The sequence below is a fragment of the Streptomyces sp. NPDC000880 genome (assembly GCF_053599675.1).
In genome coordinates, this window is sequence record NZ_JBSFMS010000003.1 from 77,339 (window position 1) to 98,806 (window position 21,468).

Genomic DNA, 21,468 nt, shown 5'->3' on the forward strand with positions numbered 1-21,468 from the left:
CCGACTGAGGAGTTGTCATGGTTGAGGCCTACATAGTCGAAGCGGTTCGCACCCCGGTGGGCAGGCGCAGGGGCGGCCTTGCCCAGGTCCACCCGGCGGACCTGGGCGCGCATGTACTGAAGGCCTTGGTCGCACGCTCCGGAGTCGATCCGTCCGCCGTCGAGGACGTCGTCTTCGGCTGCCTGGACACGGTGGGCCCGCAGGCCGGCGACATCGCCCGTACGGCATGGCTGGCGGCGGGACTGCCCGAAGAGGTCCCGGGTGTGACGATCGACCGCCAGTGCGGGTCGTCGCAGCAGGCCGTGCACTTCGCGGCGCAAAGCGTGCTCTCGGGCACCCAGGACCTGGTCGTCGCCGGCGGCACCCAGAACATGACGCAGATCCCCATCGCGTTCGCGTCACGGCAGGCCGCCGAGCCGCTCGGACTGGCCGAAGGCCCGTTCGCGGGCAGCGAGGGATGGCGGGCCAGGTACGGCGAAGCGCCGGTCAACCAGTTCCACGGTGCGCAGCTGATCGCGGAGAAGTGGGGGATCTCGCGGCGCGACATGGAGGTGTTCGCGCTCACTTCCCACCGGCGTGCGGTTCGTGCGATCGACGAGGGCCGCTTCGAGCGGGAGCTCGTGGCGTACGGAGACGTAACGGTCGACGAGGGTCCGCGGCGCGACACGACACTGGAGAAGATGGCGGCCCTGAAGCCGGTCCTGGAGGGCGGCACCATCACGGCCGCGTGCTCCTCGCAGGTCTCGGACGGCGCGGCGGCGATGCTGATCGCGAGCGAGCGGGCCGTGGCCGAGCACGGTCTCACCCCGCGGGCCCGGATCCACCATCTCTCCGTACGGGGCGAGGACCCGATCCGGATGCTGTCGGCGCCGATCCCGGCGACGGCGTACGCGCTCAAGAAGACCGGTATGTCCATCGACGACATCGACCTGGTCGAGATCAACGAGGCCTTCGCGCCCGTGGTGCTCGCCTGGCTGAAGGAGACCGGCGCGGACCCGGACAAGGTCAATGTGAACGGCGGCGCGATCGCCCTGGGCCATCCTCTGGGCGCCACGGGCGTGAAGCTGATGACGACGCTGCTGCATGAACTGGAGCGCACGGGAGGCCGGTACGGACTGCAAACGATGTGTGAAGGGGGAGGCCAGGCCAACGTCACGATCATCGAACGGCTGTGAACACGAGCCTTTTCGGCGCGGGCGTGCTACCGTGAGGGCGTTGCAGTTTTGGTACCCATGAACTTTATGTGCGCCTGACGGGAATGCTTCCTCAGGCGCACATTATTGTTTCCGGCTTCTCCGGATGGGGCTCAATATCGCGACAGGAAACTCACGAGGTGTGGGTTTCCGGCTTGCCCCTGTTTTAGGAGAATGACATGGCTACTGGAACCGTGAAGTGGTTCAACTCGGAAAAGGGCTTCGGCTTCATTGAGCAGGACGGCGGCGGCGCCGACGTCTTCGCTCACTACTCGAACATCGCCACCTCGGGCTTCCGCGAGCTCCAGGAGGGCCAGAAGGTTTCCTTCGACGTCACGCAGGGCCAGAAGGGCCCGCAGGCGGAGAACATCGTCCCGGCCTAATAGCTGGACGCGAACCTCGCAGCCGGGGCCCGCACCGTGAAGGTGCGGGCCCCGGCTTGTGCTGTCTCACATGCCCAGGAGGGCAATATCCGCATGACTCGCTCCGAACGCCCGGCCCGCCCGACCCGAAAGCGCCCGGTCAATTCCCGCGCCACGGGCCCAGTGAAGGGTTCCGGCAAGGCTCCCGCCCGCAAGGTGGCGCCCCCGCAGGAATTCACGCTGCCGGAAACCATCACCCCCGCGCTGCCCGCCGTCGAGGCGTTCGACGAGCTGGACATGCCGGCCGCCCTGCTGAAGACCCTCGCGGCGCAGGGCGTGACCGAGCCCTTCCCGATCCAGGCCGCGACCCTGCCGAACTCCCTCGCCGGCCGAGACATTCTGGGCCGCGGGCGCACCGGCTCCGGCAAGACCCTCGCCTTCGGGCTCGCGCTGCTCGCCCGCACCGCGGGCCGGCGCGCCGAGCCGCGGGCGCCGCTCGCGCTCGTCCTCGTACCGACGCGTGAGCTCGCGCAGCAGGTCACCGACGCGCTTTCGCCGTACGCGACCTCCGTGCAGCTGCGGCTGGCGACGGTCGTCGGCGGGCTGTCGATCAGCAAGCAGTCGGGCGCGCTGCGGCGCGGCGCCGAGGTGCTCGTGGCCACGCCCGGGCGGCTCAAGGACCTGATCGAGCGCGGCGACTGCGTGCTCGACCGGGTGGCGATCACCGTCCTCGACGAGGCTGACCAGATGGCCGACATGGGCTTCATGCCGCAGGTCACGGCGCTGCTCAAGCAGGTCGAGGCGGACGGTCAGCGGATGCTGTTCTCGGCGACGCTGGACAAGAACATCGACCGGCTCGTACGGATGTTCCTCACCGACCCCGTCGTGCACTCCGTCGACCCGTCCGCGGGCGCGGTCACCACGATGGAGCACCATGTGCTGCACGTGGCGGACGAGACGGACAAGAAGGCCGTGGCCGTGCGTATCGCGGCGCGCGACGGACGGGTGATCCTCTTTGTGGACACCAAGCGCGGCGCCGACCGGTTCGCCAAGAGGCTGCTCGCCAGTGGCGTACGTGCGGCCGCCCTGCACGGCGGCCGCTCGCAGCCGCAGCGCAACCGCACGCTCGACCAGTTCAAGAACGGGCAGGTCACCGCGCTGGTCGCGACGAACGTGGCGGCCCGTGGCATCCATGTCGACGATCTCGACCTGGTCGTGAACGTCGATCCGCCTGTCGACCACAAGGACTACCTGCACCGCGGTGGGCGCACCGCGCGGGCGGGCGAGTCCGGCAGCGTCGTGACGCTGGTGCTGCCCGAGCAGCGGCGTGAGATGACCCGGCTGATGGCGGACGCGGGCATCAACCCGCGCACGGCGAGGATCAAGTCGAGCGACGACGAGCTCAGCCGTCTCACCGGGGCGCGCGAGCCGTCGGGGGTCGCGGTCACGATCGAGGTGCCGCAGCCGGTCGTCCAGCAGCGGCCGCAGCGCCGCCGCGCCCAGGTCCCCGGCCAGGGCGGCCGCGGCGGCGCCCAGTCGGGCACCGCGGCCGGCGCCCGCACCCGCGGCCGCCGCGGGGGGCAGGCCGGCCGCCCGGGGCGTGGCGCGGCGGGCGGGGCTCAGGGGGGCCGCCGCACTGCGGTTTAGTGCGCTGACGGGGCGGGGCGAGCGCCGACTGCGGGCGTTCCCCTGGGGCTCCGCCCCAGACCCCGCGCCTCAAACTCCCCCAGACTCCGTCCGGGGGACCCCCGCGGGGCTGGATTTCGGGCTTCGCCCCGGGGCCTGCGGCTCAGGTGTCGGTGGGGCTGGATTTCGGGGCTTCGCCCCGGGGCTGTGAGCCCCGGGGCCCGTGCGTCAGCCTCGATCTACCGGCGAACCGCCGGCCCAGCGCACTCGGAGGGCATTTGCCTGCCCATGTCATCAATGTTTCTACATGGGTGGTATGGGCTGTTCCGCCCATATGGTCTTGCCGTGGGCGCTGTGCCGGGTACCCCAGCGATGGGCAAGCAGGGTCACCATGGCCAGTCCGCGTCCGCCCTCGTCGGTCTCGGCGGCCCGCAGGACCCGGGGGGTGGTGGCGCTGCCGTCGGACACCTCGCAAATCAGGTGCCGGCTGCGCAGCAGACGGAGCCGGACCGGCCCCCGGCCGTAGCGGACGGCGTTGGTGACCAGTTCGCTCACAATCAGTTCGGTGATGTCGATCAGGGGCTCCAGCCCCCAGGCCGTCAGCTGTGCGGTGGCCAGGGACCGTGCCTGGCCGGCGGCGATGGGGCCGTCGGGCAGCAGCCAGGCGGCGACCTGCTTGGGAGACAGGGCCTGTGGCCTGGCGAGGAGCAGGACGGCATCATCCTCGGCATCGTGCGGGGAGGTCAGCGCGGTGGTCAGGGTGTGGCACAGGTGGTCGAGCCCGGGAGCGGTCTCGGTACCCGCAAGGGGGTCGGCCAAGGCGTTGGTGAGGGCCATGGCCAGCCTGCTGATCCCGCTCTCGATGTCCCGGCTGCGGGTTTCCACCAGTCCGTCGGTGTAAAAGGCGAGCAGGCTGTTGTCGGGCAGCTCCAGCTCGGCCGTCTCGAACGGCGGGTTCCCCACACCGAGGGGCGGATTGTTCGGCAGGTCGAGGATGTCGATGGCTCCATCCGGGCGGACGAGCACCGGGGGCGGATGCCCGGCCCGCGCGAAGGTCGCGGTGTGGGTCGCAGGGTCGTAGACGGCGTACAGGAAGGTGGCGTAGAAGTCCTCACCGAGGCGTGCGACCAGCTCGTTGAGACGGGTGAGCAGGTCGTCGGGCGTCAATTCCAGATCCGCGAGTGTATACACCGCGGTACGGAGCCGGCCCATCGTCGCTGCTTCGGAGAGGCCGTGCCCCATCACGTCGCCGATGATCAGGGCCACTCGGTCGCTGGAGAGCGGGATCACGTCATACCAGTCGCCGCCGACCTCCATACCTTCACCGGCAGGCAGGTAGCGGACCGCTGTAGTCATGCCAGGCGGCTGCGGGAGGACCTGGGGAAGCAGGCCGCGCTGCAGTTCTACGGCCCGGGCGTGCTCGGCGTCGTAGAGCCTGGCCCGTTCCAGGGCATGTGCGACCAGTCCGCTCAGCGCGGCGAGCAGCGTGCGCTCGTCCTCATCGAGTTCGTGAGGCTCCGGGAAGGCGATGATGCAGCAGCCGATGGGCCTGTCGGAGGCGACCAAAGGCAGGAAGGCCCAGGCCTGCATGGCCGAGGGCCCGATCCGCCAGTTCAGGTGGGGATAGCGGCGGCCATAATCGCTGGCCGAGCCTATGAAGATCGGAGTGCGGGCGCGCAACGAGTCGGAAGTCGGCGACAGCTCGGTCACCGGAGATTCCTCGAGCAAGGCCAGGAAACTCGCTGAGTAACCGGCGGAGCCGACCGTGTGCAGGCGGCCCCCCTCCAGGGTCTGAACGGCCAGTCCCGTCGCTCCGAAGGGCGTGAGGAGATGATCGCCGACAGCGCCGACGACATCCTTCACGGTGACTGCCTCCGAGAGCGCCGAGGTCAGTTGCTGGGTCCGGTTGGTGCGCAGCGCGGCCGCGTGCTCGACCCGGACCCGCTCCGCCCCGCGCAGCCGCGCTTCGGTGATGTCGCTCAACGACAGGGTCAGGCCACTGGCATGCGGATTGATCCGAAAGCGGTACCAGGTACCGACGGTCTGGACGTGCACGTCGAATTCCATCCGCACCCCGGTAGCGGCGGCCTCGCGGCAGCGGGCCTCAAGGCTGGGCTCTCCGATGTGTGGAACGGCCGTCCACAGTATTCGTCCCAGCAGGTCACTACGGGAAGTCCGGAGGATGCCCTCGGCCTGGACATTGACGTAGATGATCCGCCCGTCGCCGTCCGTCACGAACACGCCGTCGGTCGGACGCTTCAGCGCGTATGCGTTCCCGTCCCCGGTCGCGTGACTGCCGGTGTTGTCGTACAACGTCCCCACCGCACGACCCGGCTGCTCATCGGGGCCGGGCAGAACCAGGCCGTTGGACCGTACCCAGCGCGTGTCACCGTCCGGACGGATGATCCGGTACTCGCAGTCGTAGCTGCCGAACGCGACCATGGGCAACGAGATCAGGGGGAGGTCGTCCGGGTGCACCATCTGCATCCAGGTCTCGACCCTGGAGTCGAAGGTTTCCGGGTTCACGCCGTAGATCCGGCAGGAACGCTCGTCGGCGAGGAAGTGACCGGTGCGGATGTCCCAGTCGAATGTGCCCACCTGGGCTGCGTCCAGCATCGGTCCCGGCGCTTCGCCGGGTCCGGACCGAGTGTTTCCTGTCGTCCGGTCCTCACTTTGGGTCAGCCCTGCGAGGTGGCCGCCCAGCAGGCCCGCCACCTCCGTGAGGGAGGCCCTGGCGTCGTCAAAAGCGTTCCCATGCTCGATCAGCATCGACAGTGTTCCCACCGGGGCAGCCCGTGGCCCCAGTGGGAGGACCAGGACACGGGGGGCGAGGGGGCCGACCGCACCAGGGAGTGGGCTGCTGCTGCCGAACGCGCCGGAGACGTCAAGTGGCCCCACCGGGCAGCCGCTCCGCACGGCTACCGCCTGGGGGAGATCCTGGTCCGCGGGCACCCGGTTCCAGGCTTCGGCGAACGCCGGGGGCAGGCCTGCCATGGCCAGCAGACTCAGCCGGGAATGGTGGGGTTCGAGGAGGTGGATGGCGCCTCCCAGGACATTGAGGACCGACACGGTGTGCTGGAGTGCCAGTGCGAGCGGCTCAGCGGCATCCGTGACGGACATCAGACGCAACCGAGCCGCTAGGGCCTCCGGCCCGGCGGCGTACAAGGCATCACTTATGGTCTGCCCCCAGTAGGTGGGAATTTCGTGGTTGGCTTCCGCGGCAACGGGACGCGGATCCGTCTCGGGGGTCCGAAGATTGGGTCGGCCTGTTCATCAGCGCTCTGTCGCCTCTGATCACCGATCCGTCCCGAGGAACGGGACCGCATACCACACTCGAACGGATTTTTACCGCCTTTAATATACTACTTTTGGTCCTGTGTCACGCCGGAGTGCCCAGCGGGGACGCCGTGGCGAACCGGGACGGTGCAGCGGGCCTCACCCCGCCAGGCGTCGCGGCCCTCCTTGACCGCGACGCCGGCGATCCCCAGCGCGGTGATCGGGTCGGCCCACGACCAGGCCGGCGCGGCGCGGGCGGCGGACAGGAACGGCATCACGGCCAGGGACGCCACGGCGAGCAGATCCCCGGGGTCGACGGCTCCGCCTCGCCGCTGCCGGTCAGGGCCCGGATCGCGTCGGCCGATACCCGGCGAGCGCCGCCAAGCCCGACCGCGAGGCCTGACCTCGAAGCCCGGATCACTCTGGGACGGATAGGGTGCCGAGCACGTGCCGGGCCTCGGACATCACCCGGGCGACGAGCTCCGCACAGCTGGGGAAGTCCTCGATCAGCCCGGCGACCTGCCCCGAGGCCATCACGCCCAGGTCGGTGCGGCCCTCGACCATGGACGCCTTGAGGAGCACGGGGGTGTTCCGGCCGGCGGCGGCCAGGAGGCCGATGTCGGGCCGCCGTAGGAGACAACGGTGAGATCAGTGATCCCGGAGCGGAGCAGTGCCCGCACCAGTGCCATGGGCTTACGGCGCGAACCCCAGCCGCCGATGCCGATTGTCATGCCGCTGCGAAGGTGGCCCACGACCTCTTCGGGTGTCATCGTCTTGTCGGTCACGCCTGCTGGTCCTCCTTGCCGAGGGGGTCCTCGCCGAGGGGGTCCTTGCCGAAGGTGTCGCGGACGCGGTCGGCGACCCCGCTGAGGTTGGCCTCGAAGGTGAAGCCCTGCTCGAAGCGGTAGCTGCGGCGTACGTCGACGGGGTCGATGCCATTGATGGCGGCCTTGGCCAGCCGGATGAGGCAGCCGTCCTTCCGGGCGATCTCCCGCGCCAACTCCAGTGCCGCATCGGCCAGTTCGGCACGCGGGACGACCTTCCAGACCGAGCCGTGGGCGTGCAGCTCCTGTGCGGTCGCGGTGCGCGAGGTGTAGTACAGCGCGCGCATCAGATGCTGGGGGACGAGCCGGGCGAGGTGGGTGGCCGCGCCGAGTGCGCCGCGGTCCAGCTCCGGACGAGGACGACCGGGACGCCGTGATGCGGGTGCATCTGAAGGGCCACTTCCTGCCCCTCAGGCATGCCGCCGCGCACTGGTGTGCCGAGGCCAAGGCGGGACGGCCGGTGGCCGCCCGGGTCGTCAACACCACCTCGGGTGCGGGACTGTTGGGCAGCGTCGGCCAGGGCAACTACGCCGCAGCCAAGGCCGGGATCACCGGCCTCACGCTGGTCGCATCGGCCGAGATGGGCCGGTACGGAGTCCAGGTCAACGCCATCGCACCGGCGGCCCGTACGCGTATGACCGAGGCGACCTTCACCGGACTCGCCGCCCTGCCCGAGGACGTCTCGCCGCTCGTCGTCCGGCTCGGCTCGGCCGACAGCGCCGGCGTGACCGGTCGCGTCTTCGAGGCTGAGGGCGGGCGCATCACCGTCATGGAGGGCTGGCGGCCGGGACCCACCGCCGACAAGGGCACGCGCTGGACCCCCGCCGAGGCGGGCGTCGCGGCGATGAAGCTGCTGACCGAGGCGGAGCCGCCGCAGCCTGTGTACGGGGTGCGATAGCCGCGCGGACAACAGGTGAAGGTCGTACACCGCCCGCCCCCGACCCGGTTAACTTCCGGGAAATTCCGCCCAGTTGACGTTGACCCGTCAAGTTCTACGCGCATCAATAGTGCGTATGCGAATCCCCCCACGAATCGCCACCCTCGGTGGCATCGCCGCCCTTGTCTCGACTCTCCTCATCGGCGGTCAGGCCACGGCCACCCCCACGACCGCGGCCGCAGTCGGTGACATCTGCTACTCCGACCTCCCCTCGCAGGCGCACGACACGCTCGATCTGATCGAGTCGGGCGGGCCGTACCCCTACCCCCAGGACGGCACGGTCTTCCAGAACCGCGAGGGCACCGGCGCGCTCCGGCTCCGCTGAGCCCCGCCGGCGGAGGCGAGGTCTGTTCGCGCCGGGCCCGGGCCGGCTGAGGCTGCGCCCCTTGGGCGGCCGGCAGCGCGGGGGCTCTGTTCGCGCCGGGCCCGGGTGGCTGAGGCTGCGCGCCGTTGGGTCAGCGGTGGCGCGGCGGGGTCTGTTCGAGGCGCCGCCTGAGCTTCTCGTTGTGTACGTGGCGTACGGCATCGGCGGCCGTCTCGCGGGCGTACCCGTCCGGGCTCTCGTTCGCGAGAATCCGCGCCAACGCCGATGCGGCACGCGGATCCTGACGTACCGCCAGGCCTCGGGCCGCCTCCGCGGCGGTCTCCACGTCGCGGTCGCCGAGCCGCTCCGCCAGCGCCTCGCGGATCTCGGCCGTATCGGCGTCCACAGCCGCGAGGGCCGTGGTCGCCCAGTCCCTGACATGGGCGTCCGCGTCCCGGCTCAGCGCGATCAGCGCCTCGATGCCCTCCGCGTGGTCGCCCGGCACAAGCCCGAACAGCGAGAGCGCCACCTGGTTGCGCACCTCCGCGTCCGGGTGGCCGGCATGCCGCAGGATCTCCGGCAGCGCGGCCGCGTCCCCGTGGTGCCCGAGCCCCAGGACGACCGCCTGGATCAGCTCGGGCTCCCGCGCCTCGCGGGACAGCTCGCGCAGCAGGGGCAGCGCGCGGGCGGCGAACGGCCGCCGGGGGGCCGCTCCGGCCGACTCACCCGGATCCGTCGAACCCGACCCCGACCCCGAACGCGATCCCGAACCAGAACCCGGGCTCGCGAAGCCCAGTTGCGCCAGCACATCCGCCGCGAAAGCCTGCCGCATCGGGTCGTCGCTCGCGCACCACGCGGACGCCGCCTGGAAGGTCTCCTCGTCGCCGCGGCCCCACAGCGCCAACACCGACTCGATCCAGTCGTCCTGCCCGGGGTCACCGCAGCGCAGGGCCCGATCGGCGAGCTCCGCGTACGGCGTCCGGACCCCCAACTCCCCTTCGAGCAGCGTGACGATCGCCGCGTGGCCGGTCTGCTGCTCATTGCCCGCGAACAGCGTGCCGTCCCGCAGTAGCTCGACGACGACGGTCACCCCGCCGTCCTCCTCGATCCGGTGCGCCACCGCTTCGTACCCCTCGTCCTTCGCGAACGTACGGAGCAGCCCCTCGCGCAGTTCCCGCTCCACATCCCGTACGAGCCACTGTCGGGCCTCCGCGAGTGCCGCCTCCTTTGCGGCGGCGCCGTGCCACAGCAGGGCCCGTACGGTCGACGGGGAGCCGCGGCGGGCGGCCAGCACCAGCGGCTGCTCGCCGCCGGGGCCCGGCAGGTCGGGGCCGGCGCCGTACTCGAGCAGCGCCCACGCGGTCGCGGCGTGGCCCTGCGTCACCGCCCACCGCAGCGCCGTGAAGCCGTACGCCTCCTGCTGGTCGGGCTGTGCGCCCGCGGCGAGCAGGGCTCGTACCACCTCGGTGTGCCCGCCGACCGAGGCCCCGCACAGCGGCAGGTCCCCGCTCTCGGGGCCGCTCGGGCGCCCGGGATCGGCCCCTGCGGCCAGCAGCACCCTGACGATCCCGACTTCGTCGCTCACCGCCGCCAGATAGAGCGGGGTCTGCCCGTCCTCATCGGTCACATCTGCGGGAACCCCGGCCCTCAGCAGCCCCACGACGGCGTCGTCCGCGCCGCTGTGCACCGCCTCGAACAGCGCGCGGACTTTCGCCGCCGGCTCTTTTGTCATATTTCGAGCGTACGGAAGATCGGTCAGGTGTCGCATTCGAGAATCGTCCGGCACAGTCCGCAGCGGGCCCGCACCCGTCCGCGTACGGTCACCCGGATGCGCTGGTGGCAGGTGGGGCAGGGGAAGGAGACGCGCAGCCCGTTCGGGCCGTGCTCGAAGGCGTACGAGGAGGAGCCGGTGTCCGGGTGGTGGGCGGCTGCCCGGCCGGGGTTCTCCAGGGCGTAGCGCCGTTCCTTGGCATAGCGGTGGCGGCCCGTCCAGCCCGCGGTGGTCAGCGGCGGCCGCTGGGCGTCGCGCAGCGCCTGGGCGCGGCCCTTGGCGTACGCGGTGTAGCCCTGCGGGCTGGTGAACCAGGGTGAGGGGTCCTCGTCGAAGGCGATCGCCCGCTTGGCGAGGACGTAACCGAACTCCTCGGGCGTGAGGTAGCCCAGTTTCTGGCTGGTAAGGCTGTCCTCCCGGAACGCGTCGAGCAGCAGCCAGCCCGCGCCGAGATAGGTGGTCGCGGTGTCGGTGAGGATTTCGTTGGCGCGGGTGCCGGGGAAGGACAGGTCGAGCCTGTGCAGAAGCACATGCATGATCTCGTGGGCGAGGGCGGCGCCGATGTCCCTGCGGTGGGTGCGGAAGCGGTCGTTCAGCTCGATGAAGTACTCCGGGCCCGCGGTGAGTTCGACGCTCGCGGCGTGGTGCATCTCGCGGAAGCTCACGATCATCCGGGCCTCGGGCAGTCGCAGGTGCTGGACCAGGGCGCGGGCGACGCGCTGTGCGCCCAGGTACAGATCGTCCTGGTCGGCGAAGGCCACATCGGCGGGCAGGACGCTGGGCGCGTAGGAGAGCACGCCTTCGGGCGAGAGCCGTCTGTGCAGCGCAGTGATGGCCGCCCGCACGGTGTCGAGGTGCGGATAGCCGTGTACGACCTCACTGTCCTTCTCCACCACGTCCCCGTACCCCCATGCACGACGGTCGGCCCGAACTCAACTCTACGCGGAGCGGCGGCGAATCCCCGCCAGGCCCTGTCCGGGCGATCTTCGAGGATCAGCCCGCGGCGTCAGATGCATGGGGTCTCCTCAGGCCCGAAGGGCCTGGGGGACGCATCGCAAGGCGGTGGGGGCACCCCCGGACGAAGTCTGGGGGAGATCGTCCTCGTACTGGACGTACTTGGGCGACTTTCGACAACACAGCGAGGTGCCCTTGCTGTCGTCGCCGGCCCGACAAGATCGCCCGGACAGGGCCTGGTGACGGTGGCCGAAAACTGCTCCTTGTGGCGCGGGTGATCCGCTCTCCATAATCCGGATCACGCTTTGTCGGGCCCATGTCAGCGCGCGGACGATGCCGCGTGGGCACGGCGCGAGCGTAAGTCAACCCCCCCACGAAAGGCAGCCCGTTGAAGCTTATGCGTGTGCTCCAGAGATGCGCGGCGGCCGGCGCCGTCGTCCTCGCCGCGATCAGCCTCCAGCCCACATCGGCCTCGGCCGCCGCGCCACCCGTCGTCGGCGGAACCCGCGCCGCCCAGGGCGAATTCCCGTTCATGGTCCGGCTCTCCATGGGCTGTGGCGGCGCGTTGTACGCCAAGGACATCGTGCTGACCGCCGCCCACTGCGTAAGCGGGTCCGGCAACAACACGAGCATCACCGCGACCGCGGGCGTCGTCGATCTGCAGAGCCCCAGCGCCATAAAGGTCAAGTCGACCAAGGTCCTCCAGGCCCCCGGCTACAACGGCACGGGCAAGGACTGGGCGCTGATCAAACTCGCCACGCCGATCAACCTGCCCACCTTGAAGATCGCCGAGACGAAGGCGTTCGACAACGGCACATTCGACGTCGCCGGCTGGGGCTCGGCCCGCGAGGGCGGCCCTCAGCAGCGCTACCTCCTCAAGGCCAAGGTGCCCTTCGTCTCCGACGCCAGCTGTAAGCAGGCGTACCCCTCGCTCGTCGCCGGCGAGGAGATCTGCGCCGGTCTTCCGCAGGGCGGTGTCGACACCTGCCAGGGTGACTCGGGCGGCCCCATGTTCCGCAAGGACAACACCAACGCGTGGATCCAGGTCGGCATCGTCAGTTGGGGCGAGGGCTGCGCACGGCCCAACCTCCCGGGTGTCTACACCGAGGTGTCCACCTTCGCCGCCGCCATCAAGTCCGCTGCGGCAGGCCTCTAAAACCTGATCGGGGAGGGGCAGGGGGCGGACGCGTCGGTCCAACACCCCGCCCCTCCTTTGTTCGCGGGAGCGTTCGTCCCTGGCGGCGCGCTCAGGCCAGGCGCACCTCCCCCGGCCCCGCCGTCGGGCTCGAGCACCCCCACCTCGTTTCGCGCCCGCCCGCAGCACAGGGCCCGGGACGAACAGTGACCGCTGCGGCCCGGCACTCCGGTACCGCCCCAGGCAGAAGCCGTTCACGCACACGAACCCCCGTCCCCAGCCAGGCAGTTCAAGTCGGCGTCCCCGGGGGCAGGGGTCTTCGCGGCACCCCGGTAAGCCCGGGCGCCACCCGCCTGCGGGACCGGAACGGCACCTTCGCGACCGCGCCCTCCTCGTCGAAGGCGGCCGGCCGCAGCGCCCGGGCCCGTACGCCGTGCAGACGCAGATACTGCCGCCCGTGCGGTACGCCGCCGGTGATGCCCTTGGACTCGCCCGTCAGCAGCCGCCGGCTGCGGGCGGCGCGCCCTTCGGCTCACTCGCCGGTGTGAGCGAACCCGCAGGGAAGACCCCGCCCACCATCGCCCCCTGGCGGCAAGCCGGTCCATGGACAAGGATCGGCGCTGTTTGGACGCAGTGCGCACCCTCCGGCGCCCAGGGAAAGGACGAAGGCGGATGTACCGCACCTGGATGCGCTATTTCACCCCCGGCTCCGTCCACCACCGCCTCGGCCTCGTCTGCCTCGGCGTCGGCCTCCAGTACGGCGTCCTGCCCACCGTCGGCCCTCGCACCCTCGACCACCATGTCGCCGTCGTGATCAACGCCGGCGGCGGCTGGTTCCGCGGCCCCGACGGACGGCGCACCGCCGTCACCGCGCCCGCACTGATCTGGCTCACCCCCGGCGTCCCGCACCACTATGGCCCCGATCCGGCCGGCGGCTGGGACGAGAGCTTCGTCGACTTCACCGGGCCCGCCACCGCCACGTACACCGAACTTGGCTACATCGAGCCCGACCGGCCAGTCGTCCCGCTCTCCGACGCCGGGGGCGCCCGCGCCGCCGTCGGCCGCATCGTCCGCGCCGCACACCTGGGCAACCCGCTCCTGGAGGTCGAGACGGGCGCCGCAGTCCATGAGCTCCTCGTCGCCCTGCGCCGTGCCCGCGCCGACACCAACGCCGCCGACGACCCGGTGCTCACCGCCCTCGCCCGCGACGCCTTCCAGCCGCTCTCCGTCGCCGAGCACGCGGCCCGGCACGGCATGACCCCCGCCGAACTGCGCACCGCGGTCCGCCGCGGCGCCGGCTGCAGCCCCAAGGACTACCTCCTCGGCATCCGCCTGGGCCGGGCCAAGGAACTGCTCGCGGCCACCGAACTCCCCGTCGCCGCCGTCGCCCGCCGCGTCGGCTACGAGGACCCGGCGTACTTCTCCCGGCTGTTCACCCGCCGCGTGGGCACCGCCCCCATCCGCTTCCGCGATCAGCAGGGCCGCGCCGTACCGGGCGGCTGGAGCAACCAGATCCCGGACCCCGAACACCCGCCGACGATCACCTCGTGATCGGCGTGCAGCCCCATCGACGTAAGCTCGATGACCATGACCACGAGGGACATCGACGAGAACCTGCGCGCCGAACTGAACCGTCTGCGCGAAAGCATCGACAACATCGACGCGGCAGTCGTCCATATGCTCGCGGAGCGTTTCAAGTGCACGCAGCAGGTCGGCCACCTCAAGGCGCAGCACCATCTGCCGCCCGCCGACCCGGACCGTGAGTCCCGCCAGATCGAGCGGCTGCGGCAGCTCGCGAAGAGCGCGAAGCTGGACCCCGCCTTCGCGGAGAAGCTGCTGAACTTCATCATCGCCGAGGTCATCCGCCACCACGAGACAATCGCGGCCGGCCCGAAGGCCGGTCCGGAGGCCGACCGGAACACTGACCCCAACACCGGCCCGAAGGCATCGCCCGACGCCTGAGGCCCCCACCGCCGGTCTGTGCGCCGAGAGCACAATCGATACCCCGTGTGCAGGACAGGGGCCATCAGGCAGCATGGCCCCATGTCCGTACTGACGCGCGACGAAGCGCAGACCCGAGCCCAGCTCCTCGACGTCCACCGGTACACGATCGAGCTCGATCTCACCGGCGGGGAAGAGACCTTCGACTCCCGAACCGTCATCCAGTTCACAGCGCGCGCGGCCGGGGACACCTTCGTCGAACTCAAGCCGGCCGTGCTGCGCTCCGTCACCCTCGACGGGCAGCCCATCGCCCCGGAGTCACTCGCCGAGAACCGGCTCGCGCTCAGCGGCCTGAGCGCCGGGGAACACGAGCTGCGCGTCGAGGCGGACATGCGCTACTCCCACACCGGTGAAGGCATGCACCGCTTCACCGACCCCACCGACGGCGAGACATACGTCTACACCCAGCTCTTCATGGAGGACGTCCAGCGCGTCTTCGCCGCCTTCGACCAGCCCGACCTCAAGGCCGTCTTCGACCTCGCCGTCACAGCGCCCGAGGGCTGGACGGTCCTCGGCAACGGCATCGCCACCCCCGACGGCGACGGCCGCTGGACCTGCGCGGAGACCCCACCGCTCGCCACCTACTTCGTGGCCGTCGCCGCGGGCCCCTGGCACTCCGTGACCACCGAGCACGCCGGGCTGCCCTTCGGCATCCACTGCCGCCGCTCGCTCGCCCCCCACCTCGACGCGGACGTCGACGAGATCCTCGAGATCACGCGCCAGTGCTACGACCGGTACCACGAGAAGTTCGAAGAGCCGTACCCCTTCGACTCGTACGACCAGGCATTCGTGCCCGAGTTCAACGCCGGGGCGATGGAGAACCCCGGCCTGGTCACCTTCCGCGACGATTTCATCTACCGCTCCGCCGTCACCGACACCGAGCGGCAGACCCGCGCCATGGTCATCGCCCACGAGATGGCCCACATGTGGTTCGGCGACCTCGTCACGCTCAAGTGGTGGGACGACATCTGGCTGAACGAGTCCTTCGCCGAGTACATGGGCTACCAGACCCTCACCGAGGCCACCCGCTTCACCGACACCTGGGTCGACTTCGCGATCGGCCGCAAGTCCTGGGGCTACGACGCCGACCAGCGGCCCTCCACCCACCCGGTCGCCCCGGCCCCGGACGCCGTGCCCGACACCGCGTCGGCGATGCTCAACTTCGACGGCATCTCGTACGCCAAGGGCGCGTCCGCTCTGCGCCAGCTGGTGACCTGGCTGGGCGAGAAGGACTTTTTCGCCGGGATCAACACCCACTTCGCCCGGCACAAGTTCGGCAACGCCACGCTCGCCGACTTCATCGACTCCCTCGCGCACGCCACTGACCGCGATGTGCACGGCTGGGCTGAGGCCTGGCTGCGTACGACGGGCGTCGACACCCTCACGCCGACGATCACCGAGTCCAACGGCACCTGGGCGCTGCAGATCACCCGCGACGGCAGCCGCCCGCACCGCATCGCGGTCGGCGCGTACGACGCCGACCCGGTGGACCCCGGCCGGCTCGTGCTGCGCGACCGGCTCGAACTGGACGTCCCGCGGAACGGGAACGGCACCACCCACCCGGGCCGCCGCCCGGCCCTCGTCGTCCTCAATGACGGCGACTCCAGCTACGCCAAGGTCCGCCTGGACCCCCCCTCCTGGGACATGGCCGTACGCTCCCTCTCCGGCATCCCGGACCCGCTGACCCGCGCCGTCGTGTGGAACGCCGCCCGCGACATGGTCCGCGACGGTGGCAGCGTCTCCCGGGGGGCGGCCTCCGGCCCCCTGACCATGACCCCCACCGCCTATCTGGAAGCCGCCCGCGCCCACCTCCCGCGCGAGTCGGACCTCGCCGTCGTCCAGGGCGTCCTCGCCTTCGCCGCCGGCCAGATCGCCGACCGCTACCTCCCCGCCGGCGAGCGGCCCGCCGCCCTCGGCGCGATCAGGGCCATATGCCGCGACCTGCTGCGGCGCACGGAGGACGGCAACGACCCCGGCCTGCGCCTGACCGCCGTACGCCACTTCATCGACGCCGCCGCCCAGCCGGAGACGCTCCAGCAGTGGCTCGGCGACGGCAGCGTGCCCGGCGGCCCGGAACTCGACCCGGAACTGCGCTGGCGCATCCTCTACCGCCTCGCGGTCCTCGGCGCGATCGACGACGCGGCGATCGCCGCCGAACTGGACCGCGACCCCAGCGCCGCCGGCCAGGAGGGCGCGGCCCGCTGCCGCGCAGCCCTGCCCACGCCCGAGGCGAAGGCGGCGGCCTGGCAGCGGCTGTTCACCACCGACTCGCTGTCCAACTACCTGTTCACGGCAACGGCCCAGGGCTTCTGGCAGCCCGAACAGGCCGATCTGGTGAGGGAGTACGTCCCCCGCTACTACTCCGACTCGGTGTCCCTGGCCGCCCGCCGCGGCCCCGCCATCGCGGAGGCGGCGGGCCGCCACGCCTTCCCGCTCCACGCGGTGGACGCTCAGGCGCTGCGCCTGGGCGAGGAGTGCCTGCGCGACGCGGACATGATCCCGGCGCTGCGCCGCAAGCTGGTCGACCAACTCGACGACCTTCGCCGCGCGCGGACAGTCCGCGCGGCGGTTAGCCGTCCCCCGGGGCTCCGCCCCCGGACCCCCAACCGGCTGAAGAATCCAGCCTCGTGAAGGTCCCCCCGGACGAAGTCTGGGGAGTGAGGCGCGGGGTCTGAGGCGGAGCCCCACGCGGCGGAGCTGCAATCGACACAGCCGGGAAGGGTTCGGGTAGGGGAGCAGGCCCCGCGCAGCGGGGCCCGCACCCCCTGCCCACCCGCCATACCAGCGGCCCCCACCCCAACCCCCCCCTTCCTCACCGCAGTACCACTTTCGGGTTCGGTTCGTTGAGCTCTGCGGGCACCCCGCCGGGTCCCCCGCACACCCTGGTGTAACACCCCGCGCTCATCGAAGGACCCCGCATGACTACGCCCCCGCCCAGCCCGCCCCTCGCCGGAGGAACCGCAGGCCCCGACGCCCTGCGGCCGTTGCTCGCAGTCGTGCTCGACGCGCTCCACGAGGGCGCGGTGGCGCGCGGCGGGCCGTTCCCCGCCGGCGGCCCCGACGCCGTCGCCGCGCGGGTCCGCGAAGCCGCCGAGCCCGTGCTCCCCGACCGCGGCACCGGCGCCGAACAGGCCCTGCGCGGCCTCGTCCGCACCCTCGCACACGGCGCCGCCGACCCCGCGGACCCCCTGTGCGTCGCCCATCTGCACACCTCGCCACTCGCGCTCGCCGTCGCCGCCGATCTCGCCGCCTGTGCGCTCAACCCCTCCATGGACTCCTGGGACCAGGCCCCGGCCGCATCCGAGCTGGAGGCCGTGGTCAGCCGCACCCTCGCCGCCGAGGTCTACCCGCACCAGGCCGACCCCGACGCCCTCGTCACCACCGGCGGCACCGAGTCCAACCAGCTCGGCCTGCTGCTGGCCCGCGAACGCCACGGCGCGATCCAGGTGATCTGCGGCGCAGCCGCCCACCACTCCGTACACCGCGCCGCCTGGCTCCTCGGCCTGCCCGAGCCGGTGACCGTCCCCACTCCCTCCGGCGTCCTCGACCTCGCCGCACTCGACGAAGCCCTCACCGACCTGCCCGGCCCGCTCCTCGTCGTCGTAACCGCAGGCACCACCGACACAGGGCGAATCGATCCGCTCCCCGAGATCGCCGACCTGTGCGGGCGCCACGGCGCCGAACTCCACATCGACGCCGCCTACGGCGGACCCCTGCTGTTCAGCGCGGAGCACCGCGGCAAGCTGGCCGGCCTGGAGCGCGCCCACTCCGTAGCCATCGACCTGCACAAACTGGGCTGGCAGCCGATCGCGGCGGGCCTGCTCGCCGTCCCCGACCGGGCCCTGCTCACCCCCATCGGCATCACCGCCGACTACCTCAACGCCGACGACGACACCAAGGCCGGCCTGCCCGACCTGCTGGGCCGCTCCCTGCGCACGACACGACGCCCCGACATCCTCAAAGTCGCCGTCACCCTCCGGGCGCTCGGCCGCACCGGCCTCGGCGCGCTCATCGACCGCACCTGCGCCGCCGCCCAGCAACTCGCCGACCTCGTCGAGGAGCACCCCCGCCTCGAGCTGTACGAGCGGCCCGCACTCTCCACCGTCCTCTTCCGGCCCACCGGGGCCACCGACGAGCAGACCGCGGGCATCCGCCGCACACTCCTCGCCGACGGCCGCGCCGTCCTCGGCCGGGCCCGCGCCGGCGGCCGCCTCTGGCTCAAGGCCACCGTGCTCAACCCCCACGCCACCCCCGGCGACCTGGCAGCTCTGATCCAAGAAGTCCTGATCGAACTCGTGGAAGGCAGCACCCCCCGATGACCGGCACGCCCGCAACCGAACACTCCCCCCACGCCCAGGAGGCGTGGGGGGACCCCCAGCCCCACGACCTCGTGGGCATCGGCATCGGCCCCTTCAACCTCTCCCTCGCCGCGCTCGCCGACGGCGTCCACGGCTCTCTCACCACCGCCTTCTACGAGCAACGGCCCGCCTTCCACTGGCACCCCGGCCTGCTGATCGAGGGCACAACCCTCCAAGTCCCCTTCCTCGCCGACCTGGTGACGCTCGCCGACCCCGCCAGCCCCTGGTCCTTCCTCAACTACCTGCGCTCCCGGGACCGGCTCTTCCCCTTCTACTTCGCCGAGCGGTTCCACATCCAACGCACCGAGTACGACGCCTACTGCCGCTGGGTCAGCGACAGCCTCACCGGCCTGCACTTCGGCCACCAGGTCGACGCCGTGCGCTGGAACCCCGAACGCTCCCTGTTCGAGGTCGACTTCACGCAACTCGACGCCGAGGGCGAAGCGGAGGCCCTGGGGCGGGCGTACGCCCGGCACATCGCGCTCGGCATCGGCACCGAGCCGTACGTGCCCGAGCCGCTCAGACCACTCGCCGACGCCCTGACCGTCCCGGTCATCCACTCCGCCGCCTATCTCGACAACCGCGAACGGCTGCTGGCCGCCGAGCACATCACCATCATCGGCTCCGGACAGTCGGGCGCCGAGGTCTTCCTCGACCTGCTACGCGCCCGGCCGGCGGGCGCCGAGAAGATCCACTGGCTGGCCCGTACCGAAGCCTTCGCGCCAATGGAGTACTCCAAGCTCGGCCTGGAGCACTTCACCCCCGACTACACCCGCTACTTCCACGCGCTGCCCGAGCAGACCCGCGACGCCCTCGTCCCACGACAGTGGCAGCTCCACAAGGGCATCGACGCCGACACCATCGCCGCCATCCACGACGAGCTCTACCGCCGCACCCTGCACGGCGGCTGGCCCGACGCCGTCCTCACCCCCGGCGTCTCGGTCCGCACCGCCGGCCGAGTCGCCACCACCAAGGTCGAACTCCACATCGAGCACACCCAGCAAGGCACCCGCTCCCGGCTCACCACCGACGCCGTGGTCCTCGCCACCGGCTACCGCGAACGCCCGCTCGACCGGATGCTGGCCGGCCTCGACCCGCACATCCGCCGTGACGCGGCCGGGCGCCCGCGCATCGACGACCAGTTCCGGCTGCTCCTGGACAGCTCGGTGACCGGGTCGGTGTACGTACAGAACGCGGAGCGGCACACGCACGGCGTCGGCGCGCCCGACCTGGGCCTGGCCGCCTGGCGCAGCGCCAGCATCCTCAACTCCATCACCGCCAAGGAGCCCTATCCACTACCGCGCCGCACCGCCTTCACCCGCTTCGGCCTGGAACGCGAACAGGCCCTCCCGGCACACACTCCGGAGGGCCTGCGCCCGCTGATGGAACACTCCTGATCAGAAGACGGGCGTGCCGTCCCGGGTCAGCTTCCAGTCCACGGAAGCGTCGAGATCTTCGCCAGGCCCACGTCGTTGTGTGCCTTGTCGTCGAACTCCTTGTCCGTGAAGTAGTCCCAGTTGAAGACATTGCCGTGCAGATCGGTGGTGCCCATCACGGTGAACGAGTACCGCTTCGGCGGACGCCCCTGGCTGTGGCCCTCCGCTTCGGCGGGCGCGGCGGCGGCGCCGGCGACGGCCACTCCCGCCCCGGCGGCGGCCGACCGCTCCAGGAACGTCCTACGGTTCAGCGGCATTTCGTCTCCCTCGATGTCCATCGGTCAGCTGCACAACGCGCGTAGATTCTGGCCCAGGAACCTCGCGCGGCAACACCCCTCGCGGGTTTCGATCTGGTGTCTGCCACTTGTCGCCGGCGAGTGCGAGAGTGTCCAGGACGACTGATTCCAGGACGCACGAGGGAGCTTCCCGTGACCACCGACGCACCCACCACCGCCGCACCGTACGGCACCCCCGAGACGCCGCGCGTCGCCGTGCGCGGCGAGGCGCGCCTGGAGTTCGACCCGGAGATCGCCAGGATCGGCGTCGCCGTCAGCGCACGCGGCACCGACCGGCGCACCGCGCTGGAGGACCTCACCCGCCGCAACTCCGCGGTCCTGGACCTGATCAAGTCGTACGGCGAATCGGTGGAGAAGCTGGAGACCGGCGCGTTCTCCATCAGCCCCGAACTGGGCCGCCACGGCAGGGGCGAACGGATCCGCGCCTACCACGGCCGGGTCCACATCACCGCCGAGCTCGCCGACTTCACCGCGCTCGGAGAGCTCACCACCCGGCTCGCGGACCTGGAGCTGACCCGGGTCGACGGCCCCTGGTGGTCGCTGCGCCCCGACTCCCCGGCCCACGGCGAGGCCCGCCGCCAGGCCGTGCGGGAAGCGGTCCAGCGCGCCCGCGAGTACGCCGAGGCACTCGGGGCACGGCTGTCCGCCCTGGTCGAGCTGGCCGACCTGGGCGCGGAGAACACCGTCCCGTACGGCATGCCGCCCGCTGCCGGCGGCATGCGCATGGCCGCGTACGGCTCCGCCGACGGCGCTGAGATGGCCCCCGCCCTCGATCTCGAGCCGCAGCGCCAGACGGTCTACGCGCAGGTGAACGCGCGCTTCACGATGACCCCTCCGCAGCTTTAGCGAGCGAGGCCCCCGCGATCACGCTGCGCTACGGACAGGACAATGGCGCCTCGTACTCTTGAGAAGACCGGACTCCCGGGCGCTACGCGAATACCTGTTATGAATGCTCATCAGAGCACCACTGCGCACAATTCAACACTTGTCAATAA

General features: G+C 71.2%; 14 protein-coding genes and 7 pseudogenes. 12 read left to right on the top strand and 9 right to left on the bottom strand.

Translation table 11 applies throughout. The annotated features are described in order from the left end of the window. The first annotated feature begins 17 nt into the window (after positions 1-17). The 3 genes from ACWDO5_RS02025 (at position 18) to ACWDO5_RS02035 (ending at position 3,202) form a co-directional block, all read left to right on the top strand. Positions 18-1,175: an acetyl-CoA C-acetyltransferase gene (locus ACWDO5_RS02025; RefSeq protein WP_450527583.1), complete on the top strand. Its 1,158-nt coding sequence runs from the start codon at positions 18-20 to the stop codon at positions 1,173-1,175. Positions 1,176-1,372: 197 nt separating this feature from the next. Continuing rightward, entirely contained in the window at positions 1,373-1,576 is a 204-nt protein-coding gene (locus tag ACWDO5_RS02030; protein WP_003969786.1) for a cold-shock protein, read from the top strand. Positions 1,577-1,669: 93 nt separating this feature from the next. Further along, positions 1,670-3,202: a DEAD/DEAH box helicase gene (locus tag ACWDO5_RS02035; RefSeq protein WP_450527585.1), complete on the top strand. Its 1,533-nt coding sequence runs from the start codon at positions 1,670-1,672 to the stop codon at positions 3,200-3,202. Between the two features lie 282 nt (positions 3,203-3,484). Here ACWDO5_RS02035 and ACWDO5_RS02040 read toward each other — a convergent pair whose 3' ends face one another. From ACWDO5_RS02040 to ACWDO5_RS02060, 5 genes and pseudogenes are all read right to left on the bottom strand, one after another. Beyond that, on the bottom strand, positions 3,485-6,301 hold the full coding sequence (locus tag ACWDO5_RS02040) for a SpoIIE family protein phosphatase (protein WP_450527586.1): 2,817 nt from the start codon (positions 6,299-6,301) through the stop codon (positions 3,485-3,487). A 242-nt stretch (positions 6,302-6,543) separates the two neighbouring features. Beyond that, a complete protein-coding gene (locus ACWDO5_RS02045) occupies positions 6,544-6,750 on the bottom strand; it encodes a hypothetical protein (protein WP_450527587.1) in 207 nt (68 codons plus the stop codon). Positions 6,751-6,874: 124 nt separating this feature from the next. Next, positions 6,875-7,069, bottom strand: a pseudogene (locus tag ACWDO5_RS02050) (nitronate monooxygenase); the annotation flags it as partial. Beyond that, a pseudogene (locus ACWDO5_RS02055) lies at positions 7,049-7,242 on the bottom strand (CoA-transferase); the annotation flags it as partial. The pseudogenes ACWDO5_RS02050 and ACWDO5_RS02055, both read right to left, overlap by 21 nt. Then, positions 7,239-7,634: pseudogene (locus tag ACWDO5_RS02060) on the bottom strand (enoyl-CoA hydratase-related protein); the annotation flags it as partial. The pseudogenes ACWDO5_RS02060 and ACWDO5_RS02055, both read right to left, overlap by 4 nt. Between ACWDO5_RS02060 and ACWDO5_RS02065 the strand changes: the two are divergent. Both ACWDO5_RS02065 and ACWDO5_RS02070 read left to right on the top strand, forming a co-directional pair. Beyond that, positions 7,634-8,179 (top strand): annotated as a pseudogene (locus ACWDO5_RS02065) (SDR family NAD(P)-dependent oxidoreductase); the annotation flags it as partial. The pseudogenes ACWDO5_RS02060 and ACWDO5_RS02065 sit on opposite strands and share 1 nt — an antisense overlap. A gap of 115 nt (positions 8,180-8,294) precedes the next feature. Further along, a pseudogene (locus tag ACWDO5_RS02070) lies at positions 8,295-8,519 on the top strand (ribonuclease domain-containing protein); the annotation flags it as partial. A 154-nt stretch (positions 8,520-8,673) separates the two neighbouring features. Here the strand turns inward: ACWDO5_RS02070 and ACWDO5_RS02075 are convergent. Then, on the bottom strand, positions 8,674-10,254 hold the full coding sequence (locus tag ACWDO5_RS02075) for an ankyrin repeat domain-containing protein (protein ID WP_450527588.1): 1,581 nt from the start codon (positions 10,252-10,254) through the stop codon (positions 8,674-8,676). A 23-nt stretch (positions 10,255-10,277) separates the two neighbouring features. Next, positions 10,278-11,186: a hypothetical protein gene (locus tag ACWDO5_RS02080; protein WP_450527589.1), complete on the bottom strand. Its 909-nt coding sequence runs from the start codon at positions 11,184-11,186 to the stop codon at positions 10,278-10,280. Positions 11,187-11,644: 458 nt separating this feature from the next. On the opposite strand from ACWDO5_RS02080, the gene ACWDO5_RS02085 reads away from it, so the two are divergent. Continuing rightward, the gene (locus tag ACWDO5_RS02085; RefSeq protein WP_450527626.1) at positions 11,645-12,403 is read left to right on the top strand and encodes a S1 family peptidase; all 759 of its coding nucleotides are present in this window, start codon (positions 11,645-11,647) and stop codon (positions 12,401-12,403) included. On the opposite strand, the pseudogene ACWDO5_RS02090 reads toward ACWDO5_RS02085, so the two are convergent. Continuing rightward, positions 12,400-12,908 (bottom strand): annotated as a pseudogene (locus tag ACWDO5_RS02090) (hypothetical protein); the annotation flags it as partial. The gene ACWDO5_RS02085 and the pseudogene ACWDO5_RS02090 overlap by 4 nt on opposite strands. A gap of 146 nt (positions 12,909-13,054) precedes the next feature. Here ACWDO5_RS02090 and ACWDO5_RS02095 point away from each other — a divergent pair. The 5 genes from ACWDO5_RS02095 to ACWDO5_RS02115 all read left to right on the top strand — a co-directional run bounded on the left by ACWDO5_RS02095 (position 13,055) and on the right by ACWDO5_RS02115 (position 20,138). Continuing rightward, positions 13,055-13,933 carry a helix-turn-helix domain-containing protein gene (locus tag ACWDO5_RS02095; protein WP_450527591.1) on the top strand — a complete coding sequence of 293 codons (879 nt, stop codon included), beginning with the start codon at positions 13,055-13,057 and terminating at the stop codon, positions 13,931-13,933. Between the two features lie 36 nt (positions 13,934-13,969). Then, a complete protein-coding gene (locus ACWDO5_RS02100; RefSeq protein WP_450527593.1) occupies positions 13,970-14,344 on the top strand; it encodes a chorismate mutase in 375 nt (124 codons plus the stop codon). Positions 14,345-14,425: 81 nt separating this feature from the next. Beyond that, the gene (gene pepN / locus ACWDO5_RS02105; protein WP_450527595.1) at positions 14,426-17,014 is read left to right on the top strand and encodes an aminopeptidase N; all 2,589 of its coding nucleotides are present in this window, start codon (positions 14,426-14,428) and stop codon (positions 17,012-17,014) included. A 287-nt stretch (positions 17,015-17,301) separates the two neighbouring features. Further along, positions 17,302-18,702: a pyridoxal phosphate-dependent decarboxylase family protein gene (locus tag ACWDO5_RS02110; protein ID WP_450527596.1), complete on the top strand. Its 1,401-nt coding sequence runs from the start codon at positions 17,302-17,304 to the stop codon at positions 18,700-18,702. After that, positions 18,699-20,138, top strand: coding sequence for a lysine N(6)-hydroxylase/L-ornithine N(5)-oxygenase family protein (locus tag ACWDO5_RS02115; protein WP_450527598.1), 1,440 nt, complete (start codon positions 18,699-18,701; stop codon positions 20,136-20,138). Before ACWDO5_RS02110 ends, ACWDO5_RS02115 begins: the two co-directional genes overlap by 4 nt. A 44-nt stretch (positions 20,139-20,182) precedes the next feature. Here the strand turns inward: ACWDO5_RS02115 and ACWDO5_RS02120 are convergent. Then, positions 20,183-20,434, bottom strand: a pseudogene (locus tag ACWDO5_RS02120) (bifunctional metallophosphatase/5'-nucleotidase); the annotation flags it as partial. 171 nt (positions 20,435-20,605) lie between these two features. Between ACWDO5_RS02120 and ACWDO5_RS02125 the strand changes: the two are divergent. Next, positions 20,606-21,319, top strand: a complete 714-nt coding sequence (locus ACWDO5_RS02125; protein WP_450527599.1) for an SIMPL domain-containing protein — start codon at positions 20,606-20,608, stop codon at positions 21,317-21,319. The last annotated feature ends 149 nt before the right edge of the window (positions 21,320-21,468 follow it).

Bases quoted from the DNA above. Each gene is read 5' to 3' on its own strand.
- ACWDO5_RS02110 (WP_450527596.1), top strand. From the start codon at position 17,302: ATGACTACGCCCCCGCCCAGCCCGCCCCTCGCCGGAGGAACCGCAGGC.
- ACWDO5_RS02035 (WP_450527585.1), top strand. From the start codon at position 1,670: ATGACTCGCTCCGAACGCCCGGCCCGCCCGACCCGAAAGCGCCCGGTC.
- ACWDO5_RS02095 (WP_450527591.1), top strand. From the start codon at position 13,055: ATGTACCGCACCTGGATGCGCTATTTCACCCCCGGCTCCGTCCACCAC.
- ACWDO5_RS02030 (WP_003969786.1), top strand. From the start codon at position 1,373: ATGGCTACTGGAACCGTGAAGTGGTTCAACTCGGAAAAGGGCTTCGGC.
- ACWDO5_RS02075 (WP_450527588.1), bottom strand. From the start codon at position 10,254: ATGACAAAAGAGCCGGCGGCGAAAGTCCGCGCGCTGTTCGAGGCGGTG.
- ACWDO5_RS02115 (WP_450527598.1), top strand. From the start codon at position 18,699: ATGACCGGCACGCCCGCAACCGAACACTCCCCCCACGCCCAGGAGGCG.
- ACWDO5_RS02085 (WP_450527626.1), top strand. From the start codon at position 11,645: ATGCGTGTGCTCCAGAGATGCGCGGCGGCCGGCGCCGTCGTCCTCGCC.
- ACWDO5_RS02040 (WP_450527586.1), bottom strand. From the start codon at position 6,301: ATGTCCGTCACGGATGCCGCTGAGCCGCTCGCACTGGCACTCCAGCAC.
- ACWDO5_RS02025 (WP_450527583.1), top strand. From the start codon at position 18: ATGGTTGAGGCCTACATAGTCGAAGCGGTTCGCACCCCGGTGGGCAGG.
- pepN (WP_450527595.1), top strand. From the start codon at position 14,426: ATGTCCGTACTGACGCGCGACGAAGCGCAGACCCGAGCCCAGCTCCTC.
- ACWDO5_RS02100 (WP_450527593.1), top strand. From the start codon at position 13,970: ATGACCACGAGGGACATCGACGAGAACCTGCGCGCCGAACTGAACCGT.